Source organism: Xanthomonas sp. NCPPB 3761, from assembly GCF_041475705.2.
Taxonomy (GTDB): domain Bacteria; phylum Pseudomonadota; class Gammaproteobacteria; order Xanthomonadales; family Xanthomonadaceae; genus Xanthomonas; species Xanthomonas phaseoli.
In genome coordinates this window covers 2,385,859-2,403,346 of record NZ_CM191262.1, presented here as the reverse complement: position 1 = coordinate 2,403,346, position 17,488 = coordinate 2,385,859, and the positions used below count along the sequence as shown (strand labels likewise).

Below are 17,488 nucleotides of genomic sequence, written 5' to 3'. Positions count from 1 at the left end.
ATCAGATGCGTCGCGCGTTCGCTTGCACCGGAATGGGCGGGTCTGCGCATTGATCAGGCGGCACCACTTCCCAGCCATCCCGGCATGGGCGAATCAGGCCGCGTTGCTGCAGCGATGCAAGATAGGTGCGATGCCCGCGCTCGGCGCTGCGCGCGAACAGCGGCAGGGCGCGCGTCAGCAGGTTGGGCAGCAACATGGCCAGCCGCACCTTCCACGACTCGCTGGGGCGCACGAAGCGCTCCAGGCACGGCGCATCCAGGCAGCGCAGCACCTGCAGTGCGACTTCGTCAGGCTGTTGCGGCCGATCCATGAACTGTAGCTTGTTGCCGCCGTGGAGGGCCTCGCGCATCAGCATCGGGGTGTCGGTGGCCGACGGGTTGACGATGGAGACGCGAATGCCCAGGCGTACGCCATCCAGTCCCAGGCAGAGCATGGCACCACGCAGGCCGAACTTGCTGGCCGAGTAGACCGTCGACTCGGGCAACGGAAACATGCCGCCCAGCGAGACGATGTTCACCACGCGCCCGTCGCCAGCGCGCTGCAGTAGCGGCAGTAACCGGTGCGTCAGCAACAATGGCGCCAGCAGGTTCAACTCCAGTTCGCCGCGGATCGACTCGGGCGTGCGCTGTTCGAACGGCGTGGTGCCGACAATGCCGGCGTTGTTCACCAATAGCTGCAATTGCCCCCAGTCCGTGTCGAGTCGTTCGGCGAGCCGGTCGCGCGCAGTGGGGTCGGTCAGGTCGGCCACCTGCGCGCATGCCAATGGACCCAGCGCCTGCACCGCACGTGCCAGTGCATCGGCATCGATATCCACCAGCAGGCACCATACGCCGCGCTGGATCAGGCGCGCGGCGATCGCGCGTCCCAGTCCACCGGCGCCGCCGGTGATCACCGCATGCCAGTCGCGCAGATCCTGCGGCTTAGCCATGGGCAACCTCGCTGTCGGCCAGCCGTGGGTTGGCGGTAGTGCGCATGCGTGGGTCGCCACTGGCGTCGAGCTTGAGCGCGTCGTACATGTGTTCGCCCAGATCGCCCCAGCCCAGTTGTCTGCGCAGCTGCTGCAGATAGCGTTTGAATGCATGCGCCTCGATGTAGACGGCGTGGCGCTGCGATGCCACGAAACGGATGCCGCCGGACAGGTCCGGCGTATCGTTTTCGATCAACGCATCGAATCGGCGTGCGCTGGCCGGATCGCGGCGTTGCGCGGTCAGGTAAGACGCGATCATGTGGGCTTGGGTGTCGAACAGCTTGTACGCGCTGGAATTGGTTTCCAGGTAGCCGATCCCGAACAGGTTGCGATGCGTGCGGTTGAACATCGACAGGTACATCTGCGGGCGTCCGCCGTTCCAGAGGAAATACGCGCTGGCATACGGGCAGCTCCAGCGGTAGCCAGTGGCGCAGAGCAGCAGGTCGATCTGCTCGCGGCTGCCGTCCTTGAACACCACGTGCCTGCCGTCCAGTCGCTCGATATCGGGTTTGACGGCGATGTTGCCGTGCTGCAGATGGTGCAGCAGCTGGGCGTTGAGCAACGGGTGACTCTCGAACAAACGGTGGTCCGGCTTGGGCAACCCCAGCTTGGTCAGATCGCCGTTGACCAGGCGCAGCAGCGCCGAGAAGATCGGGCGCGCCAGCCATAACGGCAGGTGCGGGCCGGTCTCGGCGATCTGGTCGACCGGGATTCCCATCAAGTGCTTGGGAATGAAGTGATAGCCACGGCGCACGCTGAGAAAGGCGCGCTGCGCATGCATGGCCGCCTCGCAGGCGATGTCCGCGCCGGAGTTACCGGCGCCCAGCACCAGCACGCGCTTGCCACGAAATTCGTCGCCATGCCGGAAGCTCACCGAGTGGCGGAGCTCGCCATCGAAGTGGCCCGGCAACTGCGGCATGCTGGGGTCCCAGTTGACGCCCGATGCGCAAATCACTGCAGCGTAGGTGCGCTGCGAGCCATCGGCCAAGTCCACCTGCCAGCGCCCGTCCGCCTGTTTGTGGATGCGCAGCACGGCGGTGTCGAACTGGATCTTCTCGCGCAGCCCGAATGTCTCGGCGAAGCTGCGCAGGTAGGCCAGGATCTGCCGATGCGACGGGTAGTCGGGGTAATGGCGCGGCATGGGATGGCCGATGAAGGCCGATAGATCGCGCGAGGAAATGAAATTGGTGGAGTCGTAGATCGGCGAGCCGGGGTTGCTGGCGTCCCATATCCCGCCCAGGTCGCCGTGGCGTTCGAACTGGTCGTATTCCAGCCCCTGCGCCTTGAGCGCACGTGCCGCACTGAGCCCACCCGGGCCAGCACCGATGATGCAGACCGCCTCGCTGCGGTCGAGCGGGAACGTCTGGGACGGCGAAGGCATCTGCATGGCGTGGCGAAGTCCGAACCGGGATGACGTGCTCGACTGTAGGCGGACCAGCGCGCCATGCTGGGGACGTTTTCGGCCAGGCAGAGGGTGAAACCGGCCAAGCTGGACAGCCGGTGCTGCGTTCCTACGCGCCGTGACGCGGTGCCGATGACATGCGCTGGCGGGTGGCAGTCGAGCGCTATTGCGCGGCAGCCGGCATCATTTCCCGCCGATGCTAGGGGCGGGCACTCGGCGATCGGGATGGCCAACGCACGCCTTGGCAGCAGGACACCGCGCGCCGGGCGTTGCTGGCATGCGGTGCGCAGTGGCGCGCGTCGAACCCGGCAACGCGCTTGGAAAAACCTAATGGAGCGGCAACCCCGGAACCCGCACCGACAGGATGCCCTGCGCGTGCAGGGCAGCTTCCAGCTCCGCCGCGATGGCATCGCCGCTGCCCATGCGCAAGACCACGACCTGCAGACCGGCGCCGACCAACTCCACTACGACGGCCTGCTGCGCGCCCGGCGTCTCCGGCCAGCCGCGCCTTTGTGCATCTCGGCGTGCCAGTTCCACCACCTCGGCGGGCACGTCCGACGCCAGCAGCAGCACGTCGGCCAGGTTCAGGGCACGCAAGGCATTGAGCGTGAGCAGCCCCGGATCGCCCGGGCCGGCACCAACCCATTGCACGCTGCCGCGCGCCGGAACGCTGTCCACCGCATCCAACGCGGCGGCAAAGGCGGCTTCGGCGGCGACGGTATCGCCGGCCTGCAGCAATTGCGGCACCTTCCCATCGATGACCTGATCGAACCACCGCCGCCGCCGGTTCATGTCCGGCAACTGCTGACGAATGCGCTCGCGGTGCCGGGCGAACAAGGCCGCCAGCGTACCCACCGACGCATGCAGTTCGCGCTCCAGTCGCTCGCGCAGTCGGCGCGCCAGCATCGGCGCCGCGCCGGCCGACGAAATCGCAATCACCAGCGGATCGCGGTCGACAATGGCCGGCACCTGGTAGGTGGAGAGCTCGGCATCGTCCACGACATTGACCAGACGCTGGCGTGCGCCGGCCGCTGCGGCGACGCGTCGATTCAAATCCACATCATCGGTGGCGGCGACGACCAGCCACACGGTGTCGATCCAGCCCGGATCGAACTCGCCTGTCATCTGCTCGAAGCGCCCGGCCTGCAGCAACTGGGCAAGTTCGGGCGAAAGCGCATGCGCATACAGCCGGATGTGCGCCTGCGCCTTCAGCAGCGCCAGCACCTTGCGTGTGGCGACTTCGCCGCCACCGATGACCAGCACGGCACGCCCCTGCAGGTTGGCGAACAGCGGAAACAACGGCATTGGACACACTCCGAAAAGATGGCTCGCACCAGCCCCATGTTGCATGGCACCATCAGGCCACGTCCATGCCTCGCTGCTGTCAATGCGTGTTTTGCTGGTCAACGATACCGAAAAGCCCATCGGCGAACTGCGCCAGGCCCTGACGCGCGCCGGCTACACGGTGCTCGCTGACGTGGCCTCGGTCAGCGCGTTGCTGCATGCCGTCCAACGCCAGCAGCCGGATGTGGTGGTGATCGACGTGGATTCGCCTTCCCGCGACACCTTGGAGCAGCTGTCGATGTTGCATGCGCACGCGCCGCGGCCGGTGGTGATGTTTTCCGGCGATGGCGACGATGCGTTGATCCATGCCGCGGTCGGCGCGGGCGTGACGGCGTATGTGGTGGATGGCTTGGCGCCGGCGCGGTTGGCGCCGATCGTGCAGGTGGCGCTGGCGCGTTTTGCGCAGGAAAGCAGCATGCGCAAGCGCCTGGATGAGGTCCAGCAGGCGCTGCAGGACCGTAAGCAGATCGACCGCGCGAAGGGCTTGCTGATGGAAAAACGTGGGCTGAGCGAAGCCGACGCTTATGCGGCATTACGCCAGCAGGCAATGAAGCAGGGCGTCAAGCTGGCCGAAGTGGCGCGCCGCATCGTGGCCATGGCCGAGTTGTTGGGGTGAATCTATGAGTCAAGCCGAATATCCCGTCGTGCGCGTGGCCTATCTGCCATTGATCGACTGCGCGCCCCTGGTCGCTGCGCAACGCCTGGGTCTGGACCATCAACATGGCCTGCAGCTGGACTTGCAACGGCAGGCATCCTGGGCCGGCGTGCGCGACCGTTTGCTGGCCGGTGAGGTGGAAGCCGCGCACGCGCTGGCCAGTCTGGTGTATGCGATCGAGCTGGGCATCGCCGGGCCGCAATGCCCGATGGCGTTGCTGATGACGCTCAATCACAACGGCCAGGCGATCACGCTGGCGCCTGCACTCGCGCACGCGTTGGCGGCTGGCCGCACGCTGCCACAGGCATTGGCAGGATTGGGGCGGCGTGCGGTGTTCGCGCAGACCTTTCCGACCGGTACGCATGCGCTATGGCTGTACTACTGGCTGGCTGCAGGCGGGGTGGACCCGATCGGGGATGTGGATGTGCTCAGCATTCCGCCACCGCAGATGCCAGAGGCGCTGGCCAGCGGATTGGTCGACGGCTATTGCTCTGGCGAGCCGTGGGCGGCGGTGGCCGAGGCGCAGGGCACGGGGCGGCGCGTGATCCGCAGCGGCGAGTTGTGGCCTGGTCATCCGGAAAAAGTGCTCGCCTGCCGCCGTGAATTCGCAGCGCTGCAGCCGGAATTGAGCGAGCGCTTGACCGCTTGCGTGCTGGAGGCCTGCCGTTGGCTGGACGCGGCGCCAGCCAATCGCGCGCAATGTGCGCAGTGGCTGGCCGAGCCGCAGCATATCGGGGTGCCGGCGACGCATCTGGCGGTGTGTCTGGGTGCGCATCCCGAGGCTGAGTCGCATGTTGGTCGCGACGCTGCCGCCGGTGATGCGACTGCGCTGGCTTTCCACCGCGGCGGGGTGGTGAATATGCCGTGGCTATCGGACGGCGAGTGGTTTCTGGGCCAGTTCCAGCGCTGGGGGTGGCATGACGTTCAGGACGACGACATCGCCCGGCTCGGCGATATCCACCGACTCGACAACTATCGGCGTGCCGCCGCATCTGTGGGGGTCGCCGCGCCGGACAGCGATCATCGCGGCAATCGGTTGTTCGATACGCCGTAAAGCGATGGATCAGGCGTGTTGCACTCTGCGGTGAGGGTCGGAGTGCCTAGGGGACTGCTTAGAGAGCGGCTGGTCGGCAGTGTGGCTGGCAGGGCCCGTGCCCGCCCACCATCACGGAACACGCTGCGTAAGCTCTTACGTAGCATCCATGCCGCATAAGGTCCCGCGACGGTGGGCGGGTAAGGGCCGGTCGAGATGGTAGGTGCGCTAGGTGCAAACAGAGCAAACAGCAAGCCGCGCGACGCGGTTTCCTCGCTCTTCGACAAACTGCTAGCCAACCGTCTGGTGCGGTGCCCTCGCAACTTGCGGGACCGTTGGCGGCATGGATGCCGCCATCGAGCTTGCACGGACGTACTTGCGGCGTGTCCTGCGAGCGGTGAGGGCACCGTTCGCTCCGTCGGGCAGACATTTGATCTAGGCATTCGTGCCAATGCCTTCGACTGCACCCAGTAACGCCATCTCGGTTGCTGACGCGCAAGGCGCCGGCCTGGCGCCAGGGATCGCGCGTGGAGGGATGGCGTGTCGCAGGACTGTCTGTCAATCGCGCCCGCGAGTAACGCACGTTGTTGGTGCATTGCTGCACGAAAGCCGGGAATGGTGAGCTGCGCCAGTGGCGACCAAGTACCGCGCGCGATGCCCGCAGTCAGCCGCCAACCCTTGATTTCTCAAACACTTGCAGCGCGGTGAGGGCGCGGTGAACAAGTTGGCACGGTGATTGCGTAGGACGCACATGCAGGTACAACGGCGTGCCTGCAACAACATGCAGACGATGCCAGCGGCTCAACGGCGCGCCGCACGCATCCAGGACAACGGCGTCCTTCCGGTATACCGGAGGGCGCCGTTTTTTTTTTGCCATCGCACTCGAAGAGGTCTCTATGCAGCGCTCGTTCTGGCGATCAGGGCATACGCCCACGTTGTTCGCATCTTTCCTGTATTTCGACCTGAGCTTCATGGTGTGGTATCTGCTCGGTCCGCTGCAGGTGCCGATCGCGCAATCGCTGGGGCTGGATACGCAGCAGCGTGCCTTGATGGTGGCAGTGCCGATCCTGTGCGGCGCCGTGTTGCGCCTGGTACTGGGCATGTTCGCCGACCGTGTCGGCGCCAAGCGCGCCGGCATGCTCGCGCAGCTGGCGGTGATCGCAGCACTGTTCGGTGCATGGCAACTGGGCGTGCATAGCATGGGGCAGGTGCTGCTGCTGGGCGTGCTGTTGGGGATTGCCGGCGCCTCCTTCGCGGTGGCATTGCCGCTGGCATCGCGCTGGTATCCGCCCGAACATCAGGGCACCGCGATGGGCATTGCCGGTGCGGGTAATTCCGGCACGGTACTGGCGGCGCTGTTCGCCCCGATGCTGGCGGCCGCCTTCGGCTATCAGAACGTGTTCGGGCTGGCGTGCATTCCTTTGGTGCTGACGCTGATCGTGTTCGCAACCATCGCCAAGGAGGCGCCGGCGCCGGTGGCGCGCAAGCAGTGGTCCGACTACGGCCGCGTGCTGGTGGGCAACCGCGATGCGTGGCGCTTCATGTGTTTCTACGCGATCACCTTCGGTGGTTTCTCTGGCTTTGCCAGCGCTCTGCCTGGTTACTTTCACGACCAGTTCGATTTCGATGCGCGTACCGCGGGGTGGGCGACTGCAGCGTGCGTACTGGCGGGCTCGGTGATGCGCCCGCTCGGTGGCGTGATTGCCGACCGCCTCGGCGGTACGCGCGCCTTGCTGGCGGTGTATCTGCTGGTCGCCGCGCTGGTGGGCATCGCCGGATTTGGTGCGGGCGGCGCCACGATCACGTTGGCGCTGTTCGTGCTGACCTTGTTGTGCCTGGGCGCCGGCAATGGCGCGGTATTCCAACTGGTGCCGCAGCGCTTCGGTCAGGACATCGGCGTGATGACCGGCCTGATCGGCATGGCAGGCGGCATCGGTGGATTTGCGCTAGCCGCAGGGCTGGGCGTGCTCAAGCAGCACACCGGCAGCTACGCGATCGGCATGTGGTTGTTCGCTGCATTCGCGCTTGGCGGTTGGGCGTTGCTGGCCGGCGTGAAGGCGCAGTGGCGCAGCGAATGGACCACCGCTGGCGCGGCGCGCGTCTGATATGTCGACAGGAGCCCAGGCAATGAAGCAACCCAGACTCGTCGTCATCGGCAATGGCATGGCCGGTATCCGCACCGTGGAAGAACTGCTCAAGCTGATGCCGGGCATGTACCACATCACCGTGTTCGGCGCCGAGCCGCACCCCAACTACAACCGCATCCTGCTCTCGCCGGTATTGGCCGGCGAGCAGGACTTCGACGACATCGTGCTCAATCCGTTGCAGTGGTATCACGACAACGGCATCCGCCTGCACTTGAACAAGGAGGTCACGCGCATCGACCGCGTGCGCCGCCGGGTGATTGCGGCCGACGGTACCGAAGCCGAGTACGACCGCCTGTTGATCGCCACCGGCTCGGTGCCGTTCGTGCTGCCGATTCCCGGTAACGATTTGAAAGGGGTGATTGGGTATCGCGATATCCAGGACACGCGCACCATGATCGATACCGCGCGTACCAAGCAACACGCGGTGGTGATCGGTGGTGGGCTGCTCGGCCTGGAGGCGGCCAATGGCCTGAAGCTACGCGGCATGGAGGTCACCGTGGTGCACCTGGCCGGCTGGCTGCTGGAACGCCAGCTCGACCCGATGGCCGGCAACCTGCTGCAGCAAGCCCTGCGCGCGCGTGGCCTGCACTTCAAGCTGAGTACCGCCACCAGTGCGCTGCTGGGCAATGCGCAGGGCGAGGTGATCGGGGTGAAGTTTGCCGACGGCAGCGAGATTCCGGCCGATCTGGTGGTGATGGCGGCCGGCATTCGCCCGAACACGCGTCTTGCCGAAGAGGCGGGGATTCATTGCGCACGCGGCATCGTGGTCAACGACAGCCTGCAAAGTTTCGACCCACGCGTGTACGCGGTGGGCGAGTGTGCAAACCATCGCGGCATTGCCTACGGTTTGGTGGCGCCGTTGTTTGAGCAGGCCAAAGTGTGTGCGAACCATCTGGCGCAGTTCGGTATCGGCATTTATCGCGGTTCGGTGGCATCGACCAAACTCAAGGTCACCGGCATCGACCTGTTTTCTGCCGGTGATTTCATGGGCGGCGATGGCTGCGAAGAAATCGTGCTGTCCGATCCGGCCGGTGGTGTCTACAAGAAGCTGGTCGTCCGCGACGATGTCCTGGTGGGCGCGTGCCTGTATGGCGACACCAGCGACGGTGGGTGGTACTTCAAGTTGCTCAAGGACGGCACACCCATCCAGGCGCAGCGCGATCAACTGATCTTCGGCGAAAGCGCGCTGGGCGATGCCGGTACCGGTGGCCAGGATCGCGCCAGTGCGATGGCCGACAGCGATGAAGTGTGCGGCTGCAATGGCGTCTGCAAGGGCACGATCGTCAAGGCGATCAGCGAGCAAGGCCTGTTCACCGTGGACGAAGTGAAAAAGCACACCAAGGCGGCCAGTTCCTGCGGCTCGTGCACCGGCCTGGTCGAGCAGATCCTGATGAATTGCCTGGGCTCCAACTTTCAGGAAACCCCCAAAACCAAGGCGGTATGCGCCTGCACCGACCTCAGCCACGGCGAGGTGCGCCGCGCCATCCACGAGCACAAGCTGCTCACCCATGCACAGGCGTATGCCTTCATGGAATGGCGCACGCCCAACGGTTGCGCCACCTGCCGTCCGGCAATCAACTACTACATGCTGTCGACCTGGCCGCATGAGGCCATCGACGACCCGCAGTCGCGTTTCATCAACGAGCGTGCGCACGCCAATATCCAGAAAGACGGCACGTTTTCGGTGATTCCGCAAATGAAGGGCGGGGTGACCAACGCCAGCGAGCTGCGCCGGATTGCCGATGTCGCCGACAAGTATGCGGTGCCCATGGTCAAGGTGACCGGCGGCCAACGCATCGATCTGCTTGGGGTCAAGAAAGAAGACCTGGTCGATGTGTGGCGCGATCTGGGCATGCCCTCCGGCCATGCGTACGGCAAATCGATCCGCACGGTGAAGACCTGCGTCGGTAGCGAATTCTGCCGCTTCGGTACGCAGAACAGCACGCAGATGGGGATCGACCTGGAAACCATGCTCGCCAACATGTGGAGCCCGCACAAGGTCAAGCTGGCGGTGTCCGGATGCCCGCGCAATTGCGCCGAATCCGGCATCAAGGACGTGGGCATCATCGCGGTGGATTCGGGTTGGGAAATCCATATCGGCGGCAATGGCGGCATCAAGACCGAGGTGGCGCGCTTCCTGGTCAAGGTAACCACCGCCGACGAAGTGCGCGAATACACCGGCGCGTTCCTGCAGCTCTACCGCGAGCAGGCCTATTACCTGGATCGCACCGTGCACTACATCGCGCGGGTGGGGCTGGATTACATCCGTGCACACGTGGTGGACGATGCCGCCAACCGGCGTGCGCTATACGAGCGCCTGCTGTATTCGCTGGAGGGTCTGGTCGATCCGTGGAAGGCGCGTATCGCTGGCGAGCGCCGGCAGGAATACCAACCGCTGCGCGTTGCTGCGCCGGCCGCCACGGTGGAGCAATGAGCATGCCGCACGACGCATGGGTGCACGTGTGCGCCTTGCAGGACTTGCCGACACTGGGCGCGCGCGTGCTGGAGGTCGAGGGCCTGCCGCCGATCGCCATCTTCCGCACCGCCAGCGACCAGGTGTTCGCGTTGCGCGACCGCTGCCCGCACAAGGGTGGGCCGCTGTCGCAAGGCCTCGTGGCCGGCGACACCGTGACCTGCCCGTTGCATGGCTGGGCCATCGGGCTGCAGAGCGGGCAGGCGTGCGCACCGGATGTGGGCTGTGCGCCGCGTTACCCGGTAAAGGTGGAAGCCGATGCGGTATGGATCGTGTTGCAGCCGGTGATCGAGCCGGATGCCGTTGCCGAGCCCGCCGTATGAGTGAAGGCCTGCAGCATCTGTCGACCCACGAAGCCGCGCAGCCGCAGGCCGCGTTACCGATGCACCGCATCACGCGGTCGACCTGCTGCTACTGCGGGGTGGGGTGCGGTGTGCTGATCCACAGCGAGCACGACGCCGATGGCGAACGCATCGTCGGCATCGAAGGCGACCCGCTGCACCCGGCCAATTTCGGGCGCCTGTGCAGCAAGGGGCTGGCATTGCCGCAGACGGTGGCCAGCACGCAAGGGCGTGTGCTCGAACCGCAGCTACGCCGTCATCGCCAGGCGCCGCGTGCCGCAGTGAGTTGGGAGCAGGCACTGGACCATGTGACCCACAAGCTGGCCGCCATCATCCGGGAGCATGGCCCGGACGCGGTGGCGTTCTATCTCTCCGGGCAGCTGTTGACCGAAGACTATTACGTCTTCAACAAGCTGGCCAAAGGCTTGCTCGGTACCAACAACATCGACACCAATTCGCGGCTGTGCATGTCCAGCGCCGTGAGCGCCTACAAGCTTGCGCTGGGTGCCGATGGCCCGCCCACCTGTTACGACGATCTGGAGCTGGCGCACACCGTGCTGTTTGCCGGCAGCAACATGGCGTATGCGCATCCGGTGCTGTTCCGCCGGCTGGAAGAGGCACGCGTGCGCAACCCCGACATTCGCTGGATCGTGATCGATCCACGGCGTACCGACACGGCGGCCATGGCCGATCTGCACCTGGCGATCGAACCCGGCACCGACGTCGCCTTGTTCAACGGCATGCTGCATCACCTGATCTGGGAGAACCTGGTAGACGCGCGTTTCGTGGCGGCACACACCGAAGCGTTCGATGCCCTCAAGCGGATGCTGCGCGAATACACGCCGCGCATGAGTGCCGAGATCTGCGGCATTTCGCACGAGGATCTGGTGCAGGCGGCCGACTGGTTCGGGCGCAGCCCTGCAGCGTTGTCGCTGTATTGCATGGGCTTGAATCAGTCCGTGCACGGCACCGACAAGAACCTGGCGCTGATCAACCTGCATCTGGCCACCGGGCAGATCGGCAAGCCGGGCGCGGGACCGTTTTCGTTGACCGGCCAACCCAATGCGATGGGCGGGCGCGAGGTGGGCGGCATGGCGACCATGCTGGCGGCGCATCGCGAGATCGCACATGCCGACGACCGCGCCGAACTGGAACGGCTGTGGGGCGTGCCAGCGGGGCGAATCTCGCCAACGGCAGGCGCACCGGCCGTGCAGTTGTTCGAGCGGTTGCGCGCGGGCACGCTCAAGGCGGTGTGGATCGTGTGCACCAACCCCGTGCATTCGATGCCGGAGGTTGCCGGGATTCGCGCCGCGCTGGAAAACGCCGAGTTGGTGATCGTGCAGGAAGCCTTTTCCGGCACCGATACCGTGCCCTATGCCGACGTGTTGTTGCCGGCCGCCAGCTGGGGCGAAAAGGAAGGCACGGTGACCAACTCCGAACGCCGCATCACCCGCGTGCGCAAGGCGGTGGAAGCGCCCGGGCAGGCACGTGCGGATTGGTGGATTGCCAACGAAGTGGCGCGCCGGCTGGAAGCGCGCCTGGCACCAGCGCGCGGGCCGGGCCTGTTCGCATTCAACCACCCTGCGCAGATTTTCGACGAGTATCGCGCCCTCACGGTTGGCCGCGACCTGGATATCGGTGGTCTGGATTACGCGCTGCTGGATCATGGTCCGCAACAATGGCCGTTTCCGGCAGGTAATACGCAAGGGCAGGCGCGTCGTTACACCGACGGCATATTCACGCATGCCAACGGCCGTGCGCGCTTCCACGTCACGCCGTACCGCAAGGTGGCCGAGGCCACGTCGGCACGGTTCCCGATGCGGCTGCTCACCGGACGTCTGCGCGACCAGTGGCATGGCATGTCGCGCACCGGGCGGGTGGCGGCGGCATTCGCGCATAGTCCCGAACCGACGCTGCGCATGCATCCCGGCGATGCGCAGCGGCGTGGACTGGTGGCCGGCGAACTGGTGCAGATCGAAAGCAAGCGCGGCGCGCTGGTGCTGCCACTGGAATTGTCGGATGAGCTGCGCTCGGGCACGGTGTTTGCCCCCATGCACTGGAGCGGGCAGAATCTGTCCAGCGGCGGCATCAACGAAGTCAGCACGCCGGCAGTGGATGCGCGTTCGCAACAGCCCGAGCTCAAACACACGGCGGTGCGCGTGGAAAAGACCGCGTTCGGCTGGCATCTGCTGGCGGCGCGGCGCGGGGATACAATTGCGTTGCAGCAGGCGTTGCAGCCGCTGTTGCGCGACTGCGGCTATGCCTGCTTGCGCCTGCATGCCGAGCCCTCGAGCGGCACCAAGCGCCATGCAGCCGGGGATTGGGTCGTGCTGCATGCCGCCTGCGAACGCGTGCCCGATGCCAGCTGGCTGGATCGCCTGGTTGCCGCCTTGCAACTGCCAGCTGGTGCGGATGTGCTGGAGTACCGCGACCTGCGCCGCGGGCTGATGCGCCGCGTTGGCTGGCGCATGCAAGACGTGCATCACCATATCGACGGCGTGCTGCTCACTGCCGCGCAACCCAGCGACGCCGATCGATCGTTGCTTGCCACCGCACTGGCGGGTGAGCCGTGGCGTGGCGCGCGGCTGTCGGTCTTCGCGCATGCCCACAGCGCACCTGGCGACCCGATCGTGTGCACCTGCATGCAGGTCTCGACCGCTGCGATTCGCGCGGCCATCGAGGATGGCGCCGATGTTGCGCAGCTCAAGCAACGCCTGGGCTGCGGCACCGTGTGCGGCTCCTGCGTGCCGCAACTGACTCGGCTGTGCCGGCAAACGCGGCTTGCGTGAGCGCGCCTGTCCTCTCAATGCGCCGTCCCTCCACACCCAGCGAGATCTCCCATGTCAGTCACACCTTCCTGCGCCCGTGATGTGGTGCTGTTGTCCGCCGGCCCGGGCGATCTGGAGTTGCTCACCATCAAGGCGGTGAAGGCGCTGGGGTCGGCGCAGGTGCTGCTGCTCGACGATCTGGCCAACCCGGAGGTCGTCGAACTTGCACCGCAGGCGCGCGTGATCCGGGTCGGCAAACGTGGCGGATGCCGTTCGACACCGCAGGAATTCATCTGCCGGCTGATGCGTCGCTATGCGTTGCAGGGCCTGCGCGTGGTGCGCGTGAAAGGGGGCGATGCGCTGCTGTTCGGACGCGCTGGCGAAGAGATCGCCTTCCTGCGCCGTGCCGGTGTCGGGGTGCAGGTGATCAATGGCGTGAGTGCGGCATTCGCTGCGGCGGCCGCACTGGAGGTTTCGCTGACCCATCGCAGCCACTGCCATGGCATCACCTTCGTGACTGCGCACACCCACGACCACGGCGAGCCGAATTGGGGTGCGCTGGCGGCCAGCGGCACCACGCTGGGCATCTACATGGGCCTGCGCCGCGCAGATGTGCTGGCCGCTGCATTGCTGGCGCATTTGCCGGCCAGCACGCCCGCTGCCATCGTGCAGGCCGCCACACGGCCGGAGCAGCAACGTCGCCTCACCACCCTGGGCGACCTGGGGATGACAGCCAGCGCACTGCCGCCGGGTTTGCCGACCTTGTTGCTGGTGGGCGATGCGCTGTCCGAAGTTGCTGCCGGGTGCGACGACCGCGGTGGTCCGGTGGTGGTGCAGGCAATGGGGTGAGGGCAGCGCACTCCGGATGACGCGGCTGCAGGGCAGGGCGATTCGGGTTCACGGCGTCCGCGTGACATGGTGCGCGTGCGCCCGGGGACTGCTTGCCGGGGCTTGGGGCCAGCCGCATGCGTGCATGGACGGCACGGCACGCGTAATGGTTCCGGCCTGGCGTCGACCTCGGCCAGTGGTACTGACCTGCACGCAGTCGCAACGTCTTTCGCGGGGCATAAATGAACGCCTGGTGCGTTAAGGGCGCATCAGTGCGCGCCAGGATGTACGCGCAGTCTGTGTACGGGCACTGCCAGTTTTGTCCTGTGGCTGCGTCGCCGTCTTGGCATTCCAGTGGCAGATCGATCAAGCGATCTTGCGGGGTCACCAGCATGCGCGCTGCAAGGTGCTGCGCACACCATCGTTTAGGCGACTGCCTCACGCAGACGATCGAGTGAGCCGAACGCCAGGTCCGATGCCTGCCGTGCATGGCAATCCGACTACGCCAGATTCGAACGTGCCTGGATCAGGGCAGCCGCTTGATCTAGCACGGCCGCTGTTGCTGCGGCGCCACGCAAGCCGTCTCGCCACCTCCGCACCGCAGCAGCGCCACGTGATAGCGCTATCCACCTATGAGGTAGGCCCCATCGTCCGGCGACGCGAAGGTGTGCAAGATTTGCGCAGCGAGCGCAGCCGTTTTTTCCTGCATCCCTCTGCAATCCACCGCCGGGCCTGCCTTTCCGGGTTGGCACGAATGTTGCGGTTAGCCCAATACCCAGGCGTAACCGAAGCATCGAGAGGAGGCACAGTGGAAGACGGACAAAACACGACCCGTAGCCGGCGCGGCTTTGCCGCATTGGATCCGGAGAAGCGCCGCCTGCTGGCGAGTAGCGGCGGCAAAGCCGCGCATGCCAGCGGCAATGCGCACGAATTTACCAGCGACGAAGCGCGCGAAGCTGGCCGTAAGGGCGGTCAGGCGGTGAGCCGCGATCGCGATCACATGTCGCGGATCGGCAGCAAGGGCGGGCGTTCCAAGCAGGCCAAGCCGCAGGAAGAATCCGCTTAATCCAGCCATCGGCGCGCAATGACGCGCCGGTTTGGGAGCGAATTTTGCGGGTCGTTGGACACAGGCGCTACGCCCACGCGGCCAGCGCCTGTGTTGTTTTAGGCTTGAAGCCAATCGGTTGCATCACGCGGCAATGCGCAATCGATTGCAGATTTTTTGCACGTCATCGTTGCGCCTGATGTCCTGCGCACCACGAACGATCCACGAGCGCTTGGTGTGCAACGCATCAAGCGCAAGCGAGAAATTTTTGCACTCCTGCATGATGTTCGACATCGATTGCATGGAAAAATTTCCCGCGTGCCCGGTTGCAGCTCCCAGCCCCGGCAGGATTTGCAGCCCACCGGTTTGTGGCGCTCACCGCACTGCTTCGGCATGAAGCGTCCCCACGACTGGTAGCAGGGCATCGACCTCAGATGGGCAGCGCGGTCAGCGGCGCTACGCTGCATGCAGTGCCTCACTGATCGCCGCGCGGTCCCCAGTTCCGTTGCGATTGCGTACAACCGCCTTTGGATGGCGGAGCGTCGATCCCTCTGTGCCATGTCAATGCCACGTAGACGTCGCACGCAGCGTTCACTTGGAACAGGCGCGTCTTTCATCCACGCCGCTGCAGGCTGGATATATCGCAAACAAACAGGAGAACCCCATGGCCGAACCCCAAGAAAACCTGATGGACTGGCTGCGCGATGCGCATGCAATGGAGCAGCAGGCCGAGCAGATGCTCAAGGCCCAGGCTGCACGCATCGAGCACTACCCTCAGCTCAAGGCCCGCATCGAGCAACATCTGGAAGAGACGCTCGGGCAACAGCGCTTGGTCGAGTCGTGCATCGAGCGCCTGGGTGGATCACCGTCAATCATCAAGGACGCCATGGGCAAGATGGCCGCATTCGGGCAGGCGATGGGCGGCATGACCACCTCCGATGAAATCGTCAAGGGAGCGATGGCCAGCTACGTGTTCGAGAACCTTGAGATCGCCACCTATACCGCGTTACTGGGTGCCGCCAAGACGGTGGGCGATGTCGAAACGCAACGCGTGTGCGAGCAGATCCTGCCCCAGGAGCAGGCCATGGCCGATTGGCTGCTGGCACATCTGCCGGAGTTGACCGAAGAGTTCCTGGTGCGCGACGCCACTCCAGGGGTCACGGCAAAGAAATAAACGTCAACAACGCAAGTTTCACCGGCCCCGCACTGCGGGGCCTTTTTGCTTCTGTGCGCAGAGCGCTTACCCTAGGCGTCTTCTTGGCACCGGTATCTGCAATGACGACAACCCCCATGTATCCGATCGGTACGCCCGGGCAACCGTGGGGTGAGCCGGAACGCGCCATGTGGCGCGCACGCCAGCTGCGGCAGCGCAGCTATGCGGACGACGTCGTGCAGCAGGTCGCCGCACTGGCCGTGCGGTACCAGCGCGTGCAGTACGGCACCATTGCCCATGCGCAAGGGGAGTATCCCCTGCTGGCACTGCGCAGCGCGCAGTGGGACGACAGCCTGCCATGCGTGTTGGTCACTGGCGGCGTGCACGGCTACGAAACCAGCGGCGTGCAAGGTGCGCTGCAATTTCTGCATCAGCGTGCTGCCGACTACGCAGGCAAATGCAATTTACTGGTGGCGCCGTGCATCAATCCCTGGGGCTACGAACGCATCCAGCGTTGGAATGCCGATGCAGTCGATCCGAATCGCGCCTTTCGCCACGACAGCCCGGCCGAAGAGTCGGCTGCGCTGATGCAGCTGGTGGCTGCGAGCTCCGGGCGAATGCTGGTGCACATCGACCTGCACGAAACCACCGATAGCGACGAGAGCGAGTTTCGCCCTGCGTTGGCGGCGCGCGACGGTGCGGTGTTTGTGCCGGGGAGCATTCCTGACGGGTTTTATCTGGTCGGCGACAGTGAGGATCCGCAGCCGGCCTTCCAGCAGGCGGTGATCGCGGCGGTGGCCCAGGTGACGCATATCGCGCCTGCCGATGCGGATGGGCAACTCATCGGTGCACCGGTGGTGGGGCATGGGGTCATCAATTATCCGGTGCGGCGGCTGGGCTTGTGCGCCGGCGTCACCGATGCGCGGTATCGCACGACCACCGAGGTCTATCCGGACAGCCCACGCGCCACGCCCGACCAATGCAATGCTGCGCAGGTCGCGGCCATCTGCGCGGCAATCGACTACGCATTGGCGCAGCATTGAGGGTAGGGCATTTGGAGCAGCCAGCAACACTGCTGTGCAGCTGCCAGGCTGGCGCGGCCGGTGTTCGGAATCGACATGTACCGCGCGTACCCCGGTTTCTCCGCGACGTCCACACCACCTGACGACTGCTCGCTACGTTTGTTAGCCGCTCTCGGGCGTACACGACAGGATTGGCCGGCAGATCGCCGTACGCCGCGCGCAGCGATTGCGCGCGCGCGGATTCGGACCTGGGTTCTGCGGCTGCGTCGCCTGTCTGCGACGCGTCTGCACGGCTGCGCATCGTCGACGC

General features: G+C 65.4%; 14 protein-coding genes and 1 other RNA gene. 11 read left to right on the top strand and 4 right to left on the bottom strand.

Annotation, left to right across the window (positions count from 1 at the left end; genetic code table 11):
• Window position 1 precedes the first annotated feature (1 nt).
• The 3 genes from ACCQ00_RS10565 to ACCQ00_RS10555 all read right to left on the bottom strand — a co-directional run bounded on the left by ACCQ00_RS10565 (window position 2) and on the right by ACCQ00_RS10555 (window position 3,674).
• The gene (locus tag ACCQ00_RS10565; RefSeq protein ID WP_039569809.1) at window positions 2-928 is read right to left on the bottom strand and encodes an SDR family NAD(P)-dependent oxidoreductase; all 927 of its coding nucleotides are present in this window, start codon (window positions 926-928) and stop codon (window positions 2-4) included.
• On the bottom strand, window positions 921-2,354 hold the full coding sequence (locus ACCQ00_RS10560; protein ID WP_372354131.1) for a flavin-containing monooxygenase: 1,434 nt from the start codon (window positions 2,352-2,354) through the stop codon (window positions 921-923). The genes ACCQ00_RS10565 and ACCQ00_RS10560 overlap by 8 nt, the downstream gene beginning before the upstream one ends.
• A 342-nt stretch (window positions 2,355-2,696) precedes the next feature.
• A complete protein-coding gene (locus tag ACCQ00_RS10555) occupies window positions 2,697-3,674 on the bottom strand; it encodes an NAD(P)-dependent oxidoreductase (protein WP_039569804.1) in 978 nt (325 codons plus the stop codon).
• 82 nt (window positions 3,675-3,756) lie between these two features.
• Here ACCQ00_RS10555 and ACCQ00_RS10550 point away from each other — a divergent pair, with 82 nt between their 5' ends.
• The 8 genes from ACCQ00_RS10550 (at window position 3,757) to ACCQ00_RS10515 (ending at window position 15,024) form a co-directional block, all read left to right on the top strand.
• Complete coding sequence (locus ACCQ00_RS10550) at window positions 3,757-4,329, top strand: ANTAR domain-containing response regulator (RefSeq protein ID WP_039569802.1); 573 nt, start codon at window positions 3,757-3,759, stop codon at window positions 4,327-4,329.
• Between the two features lie 4 nt (window positions 4,330-4,333).
• Window positions 4,334-5,422, top strand: a complete 1,089-nt coding sequence (locus tag ACCQ00_RS10545) for a CmpA/NrtA family ABC transporter substrate-binding protein (protein WP_039569800.1) — start codon at window positions 4,334-4,336, stop codon at window positions 5,420-5,422.
• 914 nt (window positions 5,423-6,336) lie between these two features.
• On the top strand, window positions 6,337-7,506 hold the full coding sequence (locus ACCQ00_RS10540) for a nitrate/nitrite transporter (RefSeq protein ID WP_180301696.1): 1,170 nt from the start codon (window positions 6,337-6,339) through the stop codon (window positions 7,504-7,506).
• A gap of 58 nt (window positions 7,507-7,564) precedes the next feature.
• Complete coding sequence (gene nirB / locus ACCQ00_RS10535; RefSeq protein ID WP_236493360.1) at window positions 7,565-9,982, top strand: nitrite reductase large subunit NirB; 2,418 nt, start codon at window positions 7,565-7,567, stop codon at window positions 9,980-9,982.
• Window positions 9,979-10,344: a nitrite reductase small subunit NirD gene (gene nirD / locus ACCQ00_RS10530; protein ID WP_017158280.1), complete on the top strand. Its 366-nt coding sequence runs from the start codon at window positions 9,979-9,981 to the stop codon at window positions 10,342-10,344. The genes nirB and nirD overlap by 4 nt, the downstream gene beginning before the upstream one ends.
• Window positions 10,341-13,151 carry a nitrate reductase gene (locus ACCQ00_RS10525; protein WP_039569794.1) on the top strand — a complete coding sequence of 937 codons (2,811 nt, stop codon included), beginning with the start codon at window positions 10,341-10,343 and terminating at the stop codon, window positions 13,149-13,151. Before nirD ends, ACCQ00_RS10525 begins: the two co-directional genes overlap by 4 nt.
• Window positions 13,152-13,232: 81 nt before the next feature.
• The gene (gene cobA / locus ACCQ00_RS10520; protein WP_180301694.1) at window positions 13,233-13,979 is read left to right on the top strand and encodes a uroporphyrinogen-III C-methyltransferase; all 747 of its coding nucleotides are present in this window, start codon (window positions 13,233-13,235) and stop codon (window positions 13,977-13,979) included.
• 787 nt (window positions 13,980-14,766) lie between these two features.
• The gene (locus ACCQ00_RS10515) at window positions 14,767-15,024 is read left to right on the top strand and encodes a KGG domain-containing protein (protein ID WP_005916070.1); all 258 of its coding nucleotides are present in this window, start codon (window positions 14,767-14,769) and stop codon (window positions 15,022-15,024) included.
• A gap of 123 nt (window positions 15,025-15,147) precedes the next feature.
• Here the strand turns inward: ACCQ00_RS10515 and ACCQ00_RS10510 are convergent, their stop codons facing one another.
• Entirely contained in the window at window positions 15,148-15,297 is a 150-nt protein-coding gene (locus ACCQ00_RS10510; RefSeq protein ID WP_162292271.1) for a hypothetical protein, read from the bottom strand.
• A gap of 370 nt (window positions 15,298-15,667) precedes the next feature.
• Between ACCQ00_RS10510 and ACCQ00_RS10505 the strand changes: the two genes are divergently transcribed.
• The 3 genes from ACCQ00_RS10505 (at window position 15,668) to ACCQ00_RS10495 (ending at window position 17,346) form a co-directional block, all read left to right on the top strand.
• Complete coding sequence (locus tag ACCQ00_RS10505) at window positions 15,668-16,177, top strand: ferritin-like domain-containing protein (RefSeq protein WP_039569790.1); 510 nt, start codon at window positions 15,668-15,670, stop codon at window positions 16,175-16,177.
• Between the two features lie 101 nt (window positions 16,178-16,278).
• Complete coding sequence (locus ACCQ00_RS10500; protein WP_039569788.1) at window positions 16,279-17,199, top strand: M14 family metallopeptidase; 921 nt, start codon at window positions 16,279-16,281, stop codon at window positions 17,197-17,199.
• A 75-nt stretch (window positions 17,200-17,274) separates the two neighbouring features.
• A non-coding RNA gene (locus tag ACCQ00_RS10495) (sX9 sRNA) lies at window positions 17,275-17,346 on the top strand.
• Window positions 17,347-17,488 lie beyond the last annotated feature (142 nt).